At 61.7% G+C, this 15,556-nt stretch carries 16 protein-coding genes; 7 read left to right on the forward strand and 9 right to left on the reverse strand.

The annotated features are described in order from the left end of the window. Window positions 1–111: 111 nt before the first annotated feature. The 3 genes from alr to dadA all read right to left on the reverse strand — a co-directional run bounded on the left by alr (window position 112) and on the right by dadA (window position 2,918). A complete protein-coding gene (gene alr, locus QIW53_RS11225) occupies window positions 112–1,185 on the reverse strand; it encodes an alanine racemase (protein WP_371049708.1) in 1,074 nt (357 codons plus the stop codon). A 103-nt stretch (window positions 1,186–1,288) separates the two neighbouring features. Continuing rightward, a complete protein-coding gene (locus tag QIW53_RS11230) occupies window positions 1,289–1,642 on the reverse strand; it encodes a RidA family protein (protein ID WP_371049709.1) in 354 nt (117 codons plus the stop codon). After that, on the reverse strand, window positions 1,617–2,918 hold the full coding sequence (gene dadA / locus QIW53_RS11235) for a D-amino acid dehydrogenase (RefSeq protein WP_371049710.1): 1,302 nt from the start codon (window positions 2,916–2,918) through the stop codon (window positions 1,617–1,619). Before dadA ends, QIW53_RS11230 begins: the two co-directional genes overlap by 26 nt. Window positions 2,919–3,074: 156 nt before the next feature. On the opposite strand from dadA, the gene QIW53_RS11240 reads away from it, so the two are divergent. Beyond that, a complete protein-coding gene (locus QIW53_RS11240; protein WP_003177284.1) occupies window positions 3,075–3,563 on the forward strand; it encodes an Lrp/AsnC ligand binding domain-containing protein in 489 nt (162 codons plus the stop codon). A gap of 110 nt (window positions 3,564–3,673) precedes the next feature. Here QIW53_RS11240 and QIW53_RS11245 read toward each other — a convergent pair whose 3' ends face one another. Beyond that, complete coding sequence (locus QIW53_RS11245) at window positions 3,674–4,027, reverse strand: YkgJ family cysteine cluster protein (protein ID WP_371049711.1); 354 nt, start codon at window positions 4,025–4,027, stop codon at window positions 3,674–3,676. A 149-nt stretch (window positions 4,028–4,176) separates the two neighbouring features. Here QIW53_RS11245 and QIW53_RS11250 point away from each other — a divergent pair, with 149 nt between their 5' ends. Next, entirely contained in the window at window positions 4,177–5,469 is a 1,293-nt protein-coding gene (locus tag QIW53_RS11250; protein WP_371049712.1) for an NAD(P)/FAD-dependent oxidoreductase, read from the forward strand. A gap of 139 nt (window positions 5,470–5,608) precedes the next feature. Here the strand turns inward: QIW53_RS11250 and QIW53_RS11255 are convergent, their stop codons facing one another. Beyond that, entirely contained in the window at window positions 5,609–5,854 is a 246-nt protein-coding gene (locus tag QIW53_RS11255) for a DUF1127 domain-containing protein (RefSeq protein ID WP_371049713.1), read from the reverse strand. A gap of 179 nt (window positions 5,855–6,033) precedes the next feature. Here QIW53_RS11255 and QIW53_RS11260 point away from each other — a divergent pair, with 179 nt between their 5' ends. Together QIW53_RS11260 and QIW53_RS11265 are read left to right on the forward strand one after the other, a co-directional pair. After that, window positions 6,034–7,467: an aminotransferase-like domain-containing protein gene (locus tag QIW53_RS11260; RefSeq protein WP_371049714.1), complete on the forward strand. Its 1,434-nt coding sequence runs from the start codon at window positions 6,034–6,036 to the stop codon at window positions 7,465–7,467. A gap of 62 nt (window positions 7,468–7,529) precedes the next feature. Next, a complete protein-coding gene (locus QIW53_RS11265) occupies window positions 7,530–9,098 on the forward strand; it encodes a phospholipase D family protein (RefSeq protein ID WP_371049715.1) in 1,569 nt (522 codons plus the stop codon). Between the two features lie 72 nt (window positions 9,099–9,170). Here the strand turns inward: QIW53_RS11265 and QIW53_RS11270 are convergent, their stop codons facing one another. Continuing rightward, the gene (locus QIW53_RS11270; RefSeq protein WP_371049716.1) at window positions 9,171–10,316 is read right to left on the reverse strand and encodes an MFS transporter; all 1,146 of its coding nucleotides are present in this window, start codon (window positions 10,314–10,316) and stop codon (window positions 9,171–9,173) included. A 165-nt stretch (window positions 10,317–10,481) separates the two neighbouring features. Next, window positions 10,482–11,975, reverse strand: coding sequence for an aldehyde dehydrogenase (locus QIW53_RS11275; protein WP_371049717.1), 1,494 nt, complete (start codon window positions 11,973–11,975; stop codon window positions 10,482–10,484). A gap of 236 nt (window positions 11,976–12,211) precedes the next feature. Between QIW53_RS11275 and QIW53_RS11280 the strand changes: the two genes are divergently transcribed. Both QIW53_RS11280 and QIW53_RS11285 read left to right on the forward strand, forming a co-directional pair. Further along, window positions 12,212–12,592 (forward strand): cupin domain-containing protein, encoded by a 381-nt coding sequence (locus QIW53_RS11280; RefSeq protein ID WP_371049718.1) that lies wholly within the window; start codon window positions 12,212–12,214, stop codon window positions 12,590–12,592. A 90-nt stretch (window positions 12,593–12,682) separates the two neighbouring features. Continuing rightward, complete coding sequence (locus tag QIW53_RS11285; protein WP_371049719.1) at window positions 12,683–12,955, forward strand: I78 family peptidase inhibitor; 273 nt, start codon at window positions 12,683–12,685, stop codon at window positions 12,953–12,955. Between the two features lie 93 nt (window positions 12,956–13,048). Here the strand turns inward: QIW53_RS11285 and rpmG are convergent, their stop codons facing one another. Together rpmG and rpmB are read right to left on the reverse strand one after the other, a co-directional pair. Beyond that, window positions 13,049–13,204, reverse strand: a complete 156-nt coding sequence (gene rpmG, locus QIW53_RS11290) for a 50S ribosomal protein L33 (RefSeq protein WP_007894709.1) — start codon at window positions 13,202–13,204, stop codon at window positions 13,049–13,051. Between the two features lie 11 nt (window positions 13,205–13,215). Beyond that, window positions 13,216–13,449, reverse strand: coding sequence for a 50S ribosomal protein L28 (rpmB, locus tag QIW53_RS11295; protein WP_224541973.1), 234 nt, complete (start codon window positions 13,447–13,449; stop codon window positions 13,216–13,218). Window positions 13,450–13,894: 445 nt separating this feature from the next. On the opposite strand from rpmB, the gene QIW53_RS11300 reads away from it, so the two are divergent. Further along, window positions 13,895–15,481, forward strand: coding sequence for an ABC transporter substrate-binding protein (locus QIW53_RS11300; protein WP_371049720.1), 1,587 nt, complete (start codon window positions 13,895–13,897; stop codon window positions 15,479–15,481). Window positions 15,482–15,556: the final 75 nt, after the last annotated feature.

Raw genomic sequence — 15,556 nt, forward strand, 5'->3', positions numbered from 1 at the left:
ATCATGTTGTTGGAATATTGATCGTCATCATGGCGACAGCGTTCAGTATTTACAACACTTGGGCCCCAATCCTGCTCGGTGATACGGCTGGCGTCCGCCGTTCGTTGCGCGTCAATCCCCGGAATAGAGCATCGGCACCCGGCGCAGGTTGCAGAAAATCTGGTAAGGAATCGTCTCGGCCGCCGCCGCGACGTCGCTGGCGAGGATGTTCTTACCCCACAGCTCCACGGTCGATCCCAGGCCGGCCTGCGGCACATCGGTCAAGTCGATGCACAGCATGTCCATCGACACCCGGCCGATCAACCGGCTGCGTTGCCCGGCGACCAGGACCGGCGTGCCGGTCGGCGCCTGGCGCGGGTAGCCATCGGCGTAACCCATGGCCACCACCCCGACGCGCATCGGCTTGTCGGTGATGAACCGGGCACCGTAGCCGATCGGCTCACCGGCGGGCAGTTCACGCACACAGATCACTTTCGACTCCAGGGTCATCACCGGTTGCAGGCGCGACGCCACGGCGTTGGCTTCCTCGAACGGCGTGGCGCCATAGAGCATGATGCCGGGACGCACCCAGTCGCTGGGGATCTGCGGCCAACCGAGCACGGCCGGCGAATTGCGCAGGCTGATCTCGGCCGCCAGGCCCTGGCGCGCTGCTTCGAAAACAGCCACCTGGTCGGTGCTGGCCTGGCTGTGCAATTCATCGGCGCGGGCGAAGTGGCTCATCAGCACGATCTTCGCAACCTTGCCGCTCGCCAGCAGCCGTTGGTAACCCGCCTGATAATCCTTGGGGTGCAGACCGACCCGGTGCATGCCCGAATCGAGCTTCAACCAGACCGTAATGGGTTTGCTCAGCGCCGCTTTCTCGATGGCTTCGAGCTGCCACAACGAATGCACCACACACCAGAAGTCATGCTCAACGATCAGCGACAGCTCATCGGCCTCAAAAAAACCTTCCAGCAGCAGCACCGGCGCCCGGATGCCCGCCGCACGCAGCTCCAGTGCTTCTTCGATGCAGGCCACGGCAAACCCGTCCGCCTCGGCTTCCAGCGCCTGGGCGCAACGCACCGCACCATGCCCGTAGGCATCGGCCTTGATCACTGCCAGAGCTTTGGCCCCGGTGGTTTCGCGAGCGATACGGTAGTTGTGACGCAGGGCTTGAAGGTCGATCAGGGCACGGGCTGGACGCATGGCGGCAGGCTTCTAGGCAGTCGTGGGAATAAAAACCGGCGCTGGCTGGCGGCGTAAACCGCCAACAGCGCCGGGAGAGGGATCTTTGTACGGGTGCGAGCGCTTATGGCAGTGCGGCGACCACTGAAAGCTCGACCAGAATCTGCGGCTCGCACAGCTTCGCCTCAACGGTGGCGCGGGCCGGTGCGACACCTTTGGGCAGCCACGTGTCCCACACCGCGTTCATGCCGGCGAAGTGCGCGTCGATGTCCTTCAGGTAAATCGTCACCGAGAGCAAACGGCTTTTGTCCGTACCGGCCAGATCGAGCATCCGTTCGATGTTGGCCAGGGTTTCGCGGGTTTGCTGTTCAATCCCGGCACTCATGTCGTCGCCGACTTGCCCTGCCAGATAAACGGTGCCGCCATGGACAACGATCTGGCTCATGCGCTCATTAGTGAGCTGGCGCTGGATTGACATGCTTTGCGGACTCCTGAATTTTGCTGCCGTAACGGGAAATATCGAGGCCTTCGGCGCTGATCTGCGGGGTTTTCTTGGCCATCAGGTCGGCCAGCAAACGGCCGGAACCGCAGGCCATGGTCCAGCCGAGCGTGCCGTGACCGGTGTTCAGGAACAGGTTGCTGAACGGGGTCGCGCCCACGATCGGGGTGCCATCCGGGGTGGTCGGACGCAGGCCGGTCCAGAAACTGGCCTCGGCCAGATTGCCGCCCTGAGGATAAAGGTCGTTGACGATCATCTCCAGGGTTTCACGCCGACGCGGGTTGAGCGACAGGTCAAAACCGGCGATCTCCGCCATGCCGCCAACGCGGATGCGGTTGTCGAAACGGGTGATCGCGACCTTGTAGGTCTCGTCGAGAATGGTCGAAGTCGGGGCCATGGCCGGGTTGGTGATCGGCACAGTCAGCGAGTAACCCTTGAGCGGGTACACCGGTGCGCGAATGCCCAGCGGCTTGAGCAGTTGCGGCGAGTAGCTGCCCAGCGCCAGGACGTAACGGTCAGCGGTTTCCAGCTTGCCGTCGATCCACACGCCGTTGATGCGATCACCGGCGTAGTCCAGGCGCTGGATGTCCTGGTCGAAGCGGAATTCCACGCCGAGTTTCACGGCCATGTCCGCCAGGCGCGTGGTGAACATCTGGCAGTCGCCGGTCTGATCGTTCGGCAGGCGCAGGGCGCCGGCGAGGATGTCGGTCACGCTGGCCAGCGCCGGTTCAACCCGGGCAATGCCGTCGCGGTCGAGCAATTCGAAGGGCACGCCGGACTCTTTCAGCACGGCGATGTCTTTCGCGGCGCCATCGAGCTGGGCCTGGGTGCGGAACAGTTGAGTGGTCCCCAGGCTGCGGCCTTCGTAGGCAATGCCGGTTTCGGCGCGCAATTCGTCGAGGCAGTCGCGGCTGTACTCGGACAGGCGCACCATGCGCTCCTTGTTCACCGCGTAACGGCTGGCGGTGCAGTTGCGCAGCATCTGCGCCATCCACAGGTATTGGTCGATGTCGGCAGTGGCCTTGATTGCCAGCGGTGCGTGGCGCTGCAACAGCCACTTGATGGCCTTGAGCGGCACACCCGGCGCGGCCCACGGCGAGGCATAACCCGGCGATACCTGCCCGGCGTTGGCGAAACTGGTCTCCATGGCGGCAGCCGGCTGACGGTCGACCACCACCACTTCAAACCCGGCGCGCGCCAGATAATAAGCACTGGTGGTGCCGATGACGCCGCTACCCAGGACCATAACGCGCATTTTCATATCCCTCATCGCGGCACGCCGCTGACGTTTGTTGTTCAGACCGTAGATGTGGGCAGTGTAAAAAAGATCAGCCAGTGCATTTCACTATATAAGCGCCTATATTTGGCGACAATTCTCGGCAAAAACGCTTTTTACGGAGGCGCATCCCCTATGCGTACCAACACCCAGACCAAACGCGAGCTGGACAAGATCGACCGCAACATCCTGCGGATACTGCAGGCGGACGGGCGCATCTCCTTCACCGAACTGGGGGAAAAGGTCGGGCTGTCGACCACGCCCTGCACCGAGCGGGTTCGGCGCCTGGAGCGTGAAGGGATCATCATGGGCTACAACGCCCGGCTCAATCCGCAGCACCTCAAGGGCAGCCTGCTGGTGTTCGTCGAGATCAGCCTCGACTACAAATCCGGGGATACCTTCGAAGAGTTCCGACGCGCCGTGCTGAAACTGCCCCACGTGCTGGAATGCCATCTGGTGTCAGGGGATTTCGACTACCTGGTGAAGGCGCGGATTTCCGAGATGGCCTCGTACCGCAAGTTGCTGGGCGACATCCTGCTCAAGTTGCCCCATGTGCGCGAGTCCAAGAGCTACATCGTGATGGAAGAGGTGAAGGAGAGCTTGAGTCTGCCGATTCCGGATTGAGAGTGTGCGACGCCTGTTCGTCGCCCTTCGCGAGCAGGCTCGCGCCCACCTTGGCGCCAATCACTTGTGGGAGCGGGCTTGCTCGCGAAGGCAGGCGACTCGGTCTTCAGTCAGACAAGCACCTGCCGGTTCGAAGCCATGTACTCGAATACCTGCTTCTCCACCCGCGGATGAATCAGCTCCACCGGCCCTCGCCCATTCGGGCATGGCAGCGTTTTGGTGGTGCCGAACAGCCGACATATCAACGGCCGCTCGTCATACACGGTGCAGCCATTGGGCCCGAGGTGCACGCAGTTGAGCTCATCCATCGCCGCATCCTGCTCGGCGGGCGTCTTGCGCGGCAGACGGGCCATCTCCTCGGGCGAGGTGGTCACCGGCCCGCAACAGTCATGACAACCGGGCACGCACTCGAAAGTGGGAATCTGCTGTCGCAGCGTGCGAATTTTCTGACTGTTGCAACTCATCGAAGCACTGACCCAAAAAGCGAATAGAGCAGGATTCTGCCGTATAAGCCGCAATCCAGACAGCCATAACCGACCAATGTTGCCTGCGCCGGAAGGGCCGGCTTATGCTCCGTCAAATTTTCCAGACACCCGCATCAGGATGACGCCGCATGAATGCCCGTGCCCAGCACACTGCCTCCTACTACGCCGCCAGCAGCCTGCCGCAGCCCGATTACCCGGCGCTGGCAGGCGACGTGGTGGCCGACGTATGCGTGGTCGGCGGCGGGTTTTCCGGGTTGAACACGGCGCTGGAACTGGCCGAGCGCGGCCTTCGCGTGGTGCTGCTCGAAGCCCGCAAAGTGGGTTGGGGCGCCAGCGGGCGTAATGGCGGGCAACTGATTCGCGGCGTCGGCCATGGCCTGGATCAGTTCGCCAACGTCATCGGCGCGGACGGCGTACGCCAGATGAAGCTCATGGGCCTGGAAGCGGTGGAAATCGTCCGACAGCGCGTCGAACGGTTTCAGATTCCCTGCGACCTGACGTGGGGCTACTGCGACCTCGCCAACAAGCCCCGCGACCTGGAAGGCTTCGCCGAAGACGCCGAAGAACTGCGCAACCTCGGCTACCGTTACGAAACCCGGTTGCTGCAAGCCGATCAAATGCACACCGTGGTGGGCTCCGATCGCTACGTCGGCGGCTTGATCGACATGGGCTCCGGGCATCTGCACCCGCTGAACCTCGCGCTGGGCGAAGCCGTCGCTGCGCAGCAGTTGGGCGTGCAGCTGTTCGAGCAATCGACGGTGAGCGGTATCGATTACGGCCCCGAGGTCAGGGTCCACACCGCCCAGGGCTCGGTTCGCGCCAAGACCCTGGTGCTGGGCTGCAACGCCTACCTCAACCAGCTCAACCCCGAACTCAGCGGCAAAGTCCTGCCCGCCGGCAGCTACATCATCGCCACCGAGCCCTTGAGCGAGGAGCAGGCCCAGGCACTGCTGCCGCAGAACATGGCGGTCTGTGACCAGCGAGTGGCACTGGATTACTACCGGCTTTCAGCAGATCGGCGTTTGCTGTTCGGCGGCGCCTGCCACTATTCGGGACGTGACCCAAAGGATATCGCGGCCTATATGCGCCCGAAGATGCTCGAGGTGTTCCCGCAACTGGGCGGGGTAAGGATCGACTATCAATGGGGCGGCATGATCGGCATCGGCGCCAATCGCCTGCCGCAGATCGGCCGGCTCAAGGACCAGCCGAACGTCTACTACGCCCAGGCTTATTCCGGCCATGGCGTGAATGCCACCCACCTGGCGGGCAAGTTGCTGGCCGAGGCCATCAGCGGCCAGCACAGTGGAGGGTTCGATCTGTTTGCCAAGGTGCCACACATCACCTTCCCCGGCGGCAAGCACTTGCGCTCGCCGTTGCTGGCGTTGGGGATGCTGTGGCATCGGCTCAAGGAGTTGGTCTGAACCCTGTAGGAGCGGGCATGTCGAGGCGTCGAACCGTCGCGATGAACCCGAGAACACCGCTGGGCATCAGAAGCCCCGCGTTATCGTTGACGTCCATCGCGACGGTTCGACATGCTCGCTCCTCCAGGGGAAGATTTGTTCAAATTCTCCAAAACGGCTTCAACCCCTCCTCCCGCGCCTGCTCCCGGGTCAGCCCGATATCCTTGAGCTGATCCGACGTCAGCGCCAGCAACGCCTTGCGCGTGTGCAGACGATGCCAGAACAGGCCCCAGCGGCTCAGGCCGGACGGCGCATTGCGCAACTGCGCCTCGCGCGCATCGTTTTTTTGCCCTGCCTCCAGTTCCTGACTGTGTAACGTCAGCCGCACATCGCTCAAGCCGTTCATTTTGAATGCTCCTGTTTACTTGGGTAGCCAGAGTTTTCATGATGCGCGGACGTTGCAAAGCATTACAGATTCAATACTCAGGTATTAACTCCATACAGATTTGCCGGTTTCATCACTGAATCCGCTTTTTTCACGCGATCTGTACTGGTCAGCCGAACCACTTCAACCTGGACTGCGCCATGACCCTTTACGTCAATCTCGCCGAATTGCTCGGCACGCGGATCGAACAGGGCTTCTACCGCCCCGGTGACCGGCTGCCGTCGGTGCGGGCCTTGAGCGTGGAACACGGGGTCAGCCTGAGCACGGTGCAACAGGCCTATCGGGTGCTGGAAGACAGCGGCCTGGCGATGCCGAAACCCAAGTCCGGCTATTTCGTTCCCGCTGGCCGCAAGCTGCCGGAATTGCCGGCAATCGGTCGTCCGGCTCAACGTCCGGTGGATATTTCGCAGTGGGATCAGGTGCTGGAGCTGATCCGCGCCGTGCCGCGCAAGGACGTGGTGCAACTGGGTCGCGGCATGCCCGACATCACCACGCCAACGCTGAAACCGTTGCTGCGCAACCTCGCACGCATCAGCCGTCGGCAGGACATGCCCGGCCTGTATTACGACAACATCCACGGCAACGCCGAGCTGCGCGAGCAGATCGCCCGCCTGATGCTCGCCTCCGGCTCGCAACTGACCGCCAACGACCTGGTGATCACCACCGGCTGTCACGAAGCCCTGTCCACCAGCATTCGGGCCATCTGCGAACCCGGGGACATCGTGGCCGTGGACTCGCCGAGTTTTCACGGGGCGATGCAGACGCTCAAGGGCCTGAACATGAAGGCCCTGGAAATTCCCACCGACCCGCTGACCGGCATCAGCCTCGATGCCCTGGAACTGGCCCTGGAACAATGGCCGATCAAGGCCATACAGTTGACTCCCAACTGCAACAACCCGCTGGGCTACATCATGCCGGAGTCGCGCAAACGCGCGTTATTGACGCTCGCCCAGCGGTTTGACGTGGCAATCATCGAGGACGATGTGTATGGCGAGCTCGCCTACAACTACCCGCGCCCCCGCACCATCAAATCCTTCGACGAAGATGGCCGCGTCCTGCTCTGCAGTTCATTTTCCAAGACCCTGGCGCCCGGTTTGCGCATCGGCTGGGTTGCGCCCGGCCGATACCTGGAGCGCGTGCTGCACATGAAATACATCAGCACTGGCTCGACCGCACCGCAACCGCAGATCGCCATTGCCGAGTTTCTCAAGGCCGGCCACTTCGAGCCGCACCTGCGACGCATGCGCAGCCAGTACCAGCGCAGTCGAGACCTGATGATCGACTGGGTCAGCCGTTATTTCCCGGCGGGCACCCGCGCCAGCCGCCCGCAAGGCAGCTTCATGCTCTGGGTCGAGTTGCCGGACGGCTTCGACACCTTGAAACTGAACCGTGCGCTGCACGACCAGTGCGTACAGATTGCCGTGGGCAGCATTTTTTCCGCCTCGGGCAAATACCGCAATTGCCTGCGGATGAACTACGCTGCCAAACCAACACCGCAGATCGAGGAAGCGGTGCGCAAGGTGGGCGCCGCAGCGATCAAATTGCTCGCGGAAAATGACAGTCTCATCGACTGACTTTTCAGCGCATTTCAGCGTCCATATGCCGACACCTGCCGCCATTTGTGGAACGATCCTACGTGAGAGTCAGACAGCCCCTGCTCGCTCTTCTACTGCTTGCCTCGCTCCTGGGCGGTTGCGCCAGCGTCGATGCGCAACGACAACCGAGCCAGGCGCTGCCGGCCAACGGCTCGGCCTTCGGCCGCTCGATCCAGGCCCAGGCCGAGCCCCACCAGGGCAAATCCGGGTTTCGCCTGCTGTCCAACAGCGGCGAAGCCTTCATGGCCCGCGCCGAACTGATCCGCAACGCCCAAAGCAGCCTCGATTTGCAGTACTACATCGTCCACGACGGGGTCAGCACCCGAATGCTGGTGGACGAATTGCTCAAGGCAGCCGATCGCGGCGTGCGTGTCAGGATCCTGCTCGACGACACCACCAGTGACGGCCTGGACTGGATCATCGCCACGCTCGCTGCCCATCCGCAGATCCAGATCCGCCTGTTCAACCCTCTGCACCTGGGGCGTGCAACGGGTGTCACGCGGGCCATGGGCCGGCTGTTCAACCTGTCGCAGCAACACCGACGCATGCACAACAAGTTGTGGCTGGCGGACAACAGCGCCGCCATCGTGGGCGGTCGTAACCTGGGCGATGAATATTTCGACGCTCAACCGAACCTCAATTTCACCGACATCGACATGCTGAGCGTCGGGCCGGTCGCCGAGCAGCTCGGCCACAGCTTCGACCAATACTGGAACAGTGCGCTGAGCAAGCCGATCGACGAGTTCCTGTCGAGCAAACCGACACAGAAAGACCTGCAGAACACCCGTACCCGCCTGGAAGAATCGCTGGAGGAGACGCGCAAGCAGAACCACGCGCTCTATCAACAGCTGATGACCTACACCACACAGCCACGCCTGGACCTCTGGCGCCGGGAGCTGATCTGGGCCTGGAACCAGGCCTTGTGGGACGCACCGAGCAAAGTGCTGTCAGAAGGTGAACCTGACCCGCACCTGCTGCTCACCACGCAGCTCGCACCGGAACTCACGGGCGTGAGCAAAGAGTTGATCATGATCTCGGCCTACTTCGTGCCGGGGCAGCCGGGGCTGGTCTACCTCACCGGGCGCGCCGATGCCGGGGTCTCTGTCAGCCTGCTGACCAACTCGCTGGAAGCCACCGACGTACCGGCGGTGCACGGCGGGTACGCGCCCTATCGCCGGGCCCTGCTGGAACACGGCGTGAAGCTGTACGAATTGCGCCGCCAGCCCGGCGACAGCGGCGGTAGCGGACCGCATATCTTCTACAGCAAATCGTTCCGCGGCTCCGACTCCAGCCTGCACAGCAAGGCGATGATCTTCGACCAGCAGAAGTCCTTCATCGGCTCATTCAACTTCGACCCGCGCTCGGTGCTGTGGAACACCGAGGTCGGGGTGCTGGTCGACAGCCCCGAACTCGCGGCCCATGTTCGCAGGGCAGCGCTGGAAGGGATGGCCCCACCGCTGAGCTACCAAGTGAAACTGGAAAACGAGCGGATCGTCTGGGTCACCGAAGATAACGGCCAGATGCACACGTTGACCAAGGAACCGGGGAGCTTCTGGCGCCGACTCAATGCATGGATGAGCGATGCGGTCGGGTTGGAGAAGATGTTGTAGCCCTCACGATCAACGCAGCTCTTCCGTAGGAGCGAGCATGCTCGCTCCCGCAGAGAGGGGAACACGCCAGGCTCACGCCGGCTCGGCCACCGTGCCGAACGCCCCCTGACGCGTCAGCAAAATCACCAACCCGAACGCCCCCGCCGCCATGAACAACGGCAACGCATGGCCGCTGACCCACTGGCTGCCCGCCCCGGCGACCAGCGGCCCGATCAGGCAACCGATCCCCCACAACTGCGCGATGTGCGCGTTGGCCCGCACCAGCGCATCGTCGCGATACCGTTCGCCGATCAGGATCAGCGACAAGGTGAACAACCCGCCGGCACTGGCGCCGAACAACACCCACAACGGCCAGATCAGCAATGTATTGAGCAGCAACGGGATGGCCAGGCTGGAGATCAGCAGCACCACGGCGCACCCGATGAACAAGCTGCGCCGCGACAGGCGATCCGCCAGCGCGCCAATCGGCAATTGCAGCAAGGCATCCCCGACCACCACGGTACTGACCATCGCCAGGGCGATTTCGGTGGTGAAGCCCTGGCGCAGGCAGTAGACCGGCAGCAAGGTCAGGATCATCGCCTCGAACGCGGCGAACAGCGACACACCCCAGGCAATCGCCGGCAACCCCCGGCAGAACCCCCACAAGTCACCGAACGTCACGCTGCAGGCTTCGCTGCTGGGTGCCCCGCTGCGGCCCAGGAGCAGAAATGGCGCGGCCATGAGCAGACCGACGCCGACCCAGAATCCGTAATCATGCTCGGTACCCAGCACCCCCAGCAGCAGCGGGCCGGCCAACTGGCTCAGGGCATAGCTGCTGCCATACAGCGCAACCAGGCGTCCGCGCCATTGCTCGACCACCAACTGGTTGATCCAGCTCTCGCCGAGGATGAACACCAGAGTGAGGATCACGCCGATCATCAGGCGCAGCAGCAGCCACACCGGGTAACTCGGCAACAAGGCCAGCAACCCGATGGAAAACGCCCCGGCCCACAGGCACAGACGCATCAGGTTGGCGGTGCCGAAGCGCGCCGCCAGATGACTGGAGATTTTCGCCCCCAACAGCACGCCAATCGCCGGCATCGCGGCCATTACGCCAATGGCGAACGAACCGTAGCCCCAGCCTTCCAGGCGAAACGACACCAGCGGCATGCTGACGCCCAGGGCCAGGCCAACACTCAAGACAGAGGCCAACACGGCGAAATAAGTCGCCCAACGCATGTTCCACGCTCCTGTGGATATTTATTGTTTGACGCGCCACAAAGCAAATGTGGGAGCGGGCTTGCTCGCGAATGCGGCCTGTCAGTCAACATCATCGCTGAATGACACACCGAATTCGCGAGCAAGCCCGCTCCCACAAAGGCCCGCCAGGGCCTCTTCACTGGCTTACAACTTGATCCAGGTCGCCTTCAGTTCGGTGTACTTGTCGAACGCGTGCAGCGACTTGTCACGACCGTTGCCGGACTGCTTGAAGCCGCCGAACGGCGCGGTCATGTCGCCGCCATCGTACTGGTTGACCCATACGCTGCCGGCACGCAATGCCCGAGCGGTCAGGTGCGCCTTCGAGATGTCCTGCGTCCACACGGCGGCCGCGAGACCGTAAGGCGTGTCGTTGGCAATCGCGATGGCTTCCTCAGCGGTATCGAACGCGATGACCGACAGGACCGGGCCAAAGATCTCTTCCTGGGCGATTTTCATCGCGTTGCTGACACCGTCGAAAATCGTCGGCTCAACGTAGGTACCACCGGTTTCCTGAAGCGTGCGCTTGCCGCCGGCGACCAGCTTGGCGCCATCGGCCTGGCCGGACTCGATGTAGGACAGCACGGTATTCATCTGCTGGGTATCGACCAGCGCACCGACGTTGGTCGCCGGGTCCAGCGGGTTGCCCGGTTTCCAGGTTTTCAGTGCCTCGATCACCAGTGGCAGGAATTTGTCCTTGATCGAACGCTCGACCAGCAGGCGCGAACCGGCGGTGCAGACTTCGCCCTGGTTGAAGGCGATCGCACCGGCCGCGGCTTCGGCGGCGGCTTGCAGGTCCGGGGCATCGGCGAACACGATGTTCGGGCTCTTGCCGCCGGCTTCGAGCCAGACACGCTTCATGTTCGACTCGCCGGAGTACACCAGCAACTGCTTGGCAATCTTGGTCGAACCGGTGAACACCAGGGTGTCGACGTCGTTGTGCAGGCCCAGCGCCTTGCCGACGGTGTGGCCGTAGCCTGGCAGCACGTTCAGCACGCCTTTCGGGATGCCGGCTTCGATGGCCAGGGCCGCGATGCGGATGGCTGTCAGTGGTGATTTTTCAGACGGCTTGAGGACCACCGAGTTACCGGTCGACAGCGCCGGGCCCAGCTTCCAGCAGGCCATCATCAGCGGGAAGTTCCACGGTACGATGGCGCCGACCACGCCGACCGGCTCACGGGTCACCAGGCCCAATTGATCGTGCGGAGTCGCGGCGACTTCGTCGTAGATCTTGTCGATGGCTTCACCGCTCCAGCTCAGGGCTTGCGCCGCGCCGGGAACGTCGATGTACAGGGAATCGCTGATCGGCTTGCCCATGTCCAGAGTTTCAAGCAGGGCCAGCTCTTCGGCATGCTGCTTGAGCAGGCCGGCGAAACGAATCATGGTGGCTTTGCGCTTGGTCGGCGCCAGACGCGACCAGGCGCCGGCGTTGAACGTGGCGCGCGCGTTTTCCACGGCACGCTGGGCGTCGGCGGCGTCACAGCTGGCAATCTTGCCCAGCAGACGGCCATCGACCGGGCTGATGCACTCGAAGGTCTCGCCGGAGACCGCATCGGTGTATTCGCCATTGATGAATGCGCGGCCTTCGATCTTCAGATCGCGAGCACGCTGCTCCCAATCGGCACGAGTCAGGGTGGTCATTCGAGTGTCCTCCTCTTTTAGAATACGAGCGCTCCGCGTTTGTCGCGGACGTCCCCAGCCTTTCTGCCCGGCCAACCTGCAATTGGCCCGGCGCAACCGCCACCCTAAACCAGTGACCGGGTTTGTTTCAATATATTTGACATAAGGTCGGCAAACGGCCTTGCGGTGTTCAATTTAATAAACATAGACTTTGGACCTTCCAGCCACTCGCGCCGCAATCACGGGGGATTACAACAATGAGCATCCAGAACATCGTCGACTTCAGCCAGACCAACACCGAGCCCGAGCGCTACCGGCCGGACCAGGCCAAGGTGCTCAAGGGCGACCCCGAGCAAGTGGTGTACAACCACTACAACAGCCCCTGCGGCCAGTTGAATGCCGGTGTGTGGGAAGGTGCCGTGGGCCAGTGGCTGGTGAACTTCACCGAACATGAATACTGCGAAATCGTTCAGGGTGTCTCAGTGCTGCGCGACAACGACGGCAACAGCAAGACCGTGCGTGCCGGTGATCGCTTCGTCATTCCGGCCGGGTTCAGGGGCACCTGGGAAGTATTGGAGCCGTGCCGCAAGATTTATGTGGCGTTCGAACAGAAGCCTTTTGAGACTCGCGATAAATAGTTACCGCACGCCTTCGCTAACCTTTGCCGATGCTGGCCTGGCGCCTGAAAAAGGCGCCAAACCTCATCGTACACAAGGAAGCGAATATTCATGAACACAGTCCTCACCAGCGGTTTTCTGGCAAGCCTCACCCTTGCACTGACTTTGATGCAGGCGCATGCCGAGCAACCGCAACAATGCAATGCGCAACAGGCCAGCTACCTTATCGGCCAATATCTGACACCGGCGATTGTGCAGCAGGCACGCGGGGAAGCAGGCACGACCAGGGTTGCGATCAACCCCGATACGCAAGAATTTGTACCTGATCGCCTGCGAATCGTTACTGATGCAGACATGAAAATTACTGAAATTTCGTGTGGTTAAACTTTTGCTGATTAGCTCGTGACCGGAGTAGCGATAACAAAAAAGGCCCGTATCTCGCGATACGGGCCTTTTTCGTAAGTCGGGAAAAATCAATTACTTGATTTTGCCTTCCTTGTAGATCACGTGCTTGCGAACAACCGGATCAAATTTCTTGATCTCGATTTTGTCCGGGGTAGTGCGCTTGTTCTTGTCGGTAGTGTAGAAGTGACCAGTACCGGCGCTCGAGATCAAACGAATCAATTCACGCATGATTAGCTCCCTTAAACCTTGCCAGCTTTGCGCAGTTCGGCCAGAACGACAGTGATGCCGCGCTTGTCGATGATACGCATGCCTTTGGCAGATACGCGCAGACGCACGAAACGTTTCTCTTCTTCAACCCAGAAGCGGTGATGCTGCAGGTTCGGCAGGAAACGACGACGGGTTTTGTTGTTTGCGTGGGAAATGTTATTCCCAGTCACCGGACCCTTACCGGTAACTTGACATACTCTAGACATGCCTCAGCCCTCTAAAACCACATGCCCAACCCGGCATGGGTTGGCCGCTTAATCTCTAGTCATTGTGGCGCCAGGCGCCGCGATTCTTTAGAGGTCTTACCGGCTACACCTACAGTGAAGGAACCGGGCCCCTAGAAAAGAGCGCTGCTTTATACCAGAAAGACTGGAGAGCAACAACATTCGCTGTGCGCTGAATCAATAAAAACCCTGATTTTCGGGCGCCGAGTGCCTTGAATAAAGGCTGTCGACGCTGGCAACCGCTCGTCGCCGAGAATCGTCCTACACGCCAGCCAGGGGTTTTCCCTACTCAGCGCCGAAGAAAACCAGCGCACATCGTCCTCTTAAAATGAAAAAGGGGATAGTCATTTGCAAACGAGCCCACTAGGGTAGGCCTTTTCCAGACTGCACTTGCAGATGGGCCTTCGATCTGTAAAGGAATCCGACCATGCGCCTTGCTGCCCTACCGCTGTTGCTTGCCCCGCTCCTGCTGAGCCCATTGGCCCATGCCGCCGCCCTGAGCGTGTGCACCGAGGCCAGCCCGGAAGGGTTCGACGTGGTGCAATACAACTCGCTGACAACCACCAACGCCTCGGCCGACGTGCTGATGAACCGCCTGGTGGACTTCGACACCGCCAGCGGCAAGGTGGTTGCCGCCCTGGCGGACAGCTGGGAAGTCTCCCCCGACGGCCTGACCTACGTGTTCAAGCTGCATCCGCAGGTGAAATTTCACCGCACCGAGTACTTCAGCCCGACCCGCGAGCTGACGGCCGAGGACGTGAAGTTCAGCTTCGATCGCATGCTCGACCCGGCCAACCCCTGGCATAAAGTCGCGCAGAGCGGCTTCCCGCACGCACAATCAATGCAGTTGCCGACGCTGATCAAGAAAATCGATGCGCTGGACCTCTTGACCGTGCGCTTCACACTCGACCATGCAGATTCGACGTTCCTGGCGACCCTGAGCATGGGCTTCGCCTCGATTTATTCTGCCGAATACGCCGACCGGCTGATGAAGGCCGGCACCCCCGAGAAACTCAACAGCCAGCCGATCGGCACCGGGCCGTTCGTGTTCACGCGCTTCCAGAAGGATGCCTCGGTTCGCTACAAAGCCAACCCGGACTACTTTGGCGGAAAACCGTCGGTGGACCCTCTGGTTTTCGCCATCACGCCGGACGCCAACGTACGCCTGCAAAAATTGCGACGCAACGAATGCCAGATCGCCCTGTCACCCAAGCCACTGGACGTGCAGGCCGCGCTGAAAGAACCGACCTTGAAAGTTGAAAAGACTGACGCCTTCATGACCGCGTTCGTCGGCATCAACAGCCAGCACCCGCCGCTGGACAAACCCGAGGTGCGTCAGGCCATCAACCTCGCGTTCGACAAGGCCAACTACCTCAAGGCCGTGTTTGAAGACACCGCCGAAGCGGCCAACGGTCCCTACCCACCCAACACCTGGAGCTACGCGAAGAACCTGCCGGGCTACGCCCATGACGTCGACAAGGCCAAGGCATTGATGGCCAAGGCCGGCCTCAAGGACGGCTTCCAGACCACCATCTGGACGCGCCCGTCAGGCAGCCTGCTCAATCCGAACCCGAGCCTCGGGGCCCAGATGCTGCAATCGGACCTCGCGGAAATCGGCGTCCAGGCCGAAATTCGTGTGATCGAGTGGGGCGAGCTGATTCGCCGCGCCAAGGCCGGTGAACACGACCTGCTGTTCATGGGTTGGGCTGGCGACAACGGCGACCCGGACAACTTCCTCACGCCACAGTTTTCCTGCGCGGCGGTCAAGTCCGGCACCAACTTCGCCCGCTATTGCAACCAGGACCTGGACAAGCTGATCAGCGCCGGCAAGACCACCGGGGAGCAAGGCGTGCGCACCAAGCTGTATGAACAGGCCCAGGCGCAGATCCAGCAGCAGGCGCTTTGGCTGCCACTGGCCCACCCGACCGCCTCCGCCCTGACGCGCAAGGACGTCACCGGGTATTCGGTCAGCCCGTTTGGTCGCCAGGATTATTCGAAGGTGACGCTCAAGTAACCGCCCCCCCTGTAGGAGCGAGCATGCTCGCGATGGTCGGAAGAACGCCTCGGGGTATCAGGTTCCCAGCGTTAT

Origin of the sequence: Pseudomonas fluorescens (assembly GCF_041354075.1) — a bacterium.
Lineage (GTDB): Bacteria > Pseudomonadota > Gammaproteobacteria > Pseudomonadales > Pseudomonadaceae > Aquipseudomonas > Aquipseudomonas fluorescens_CE.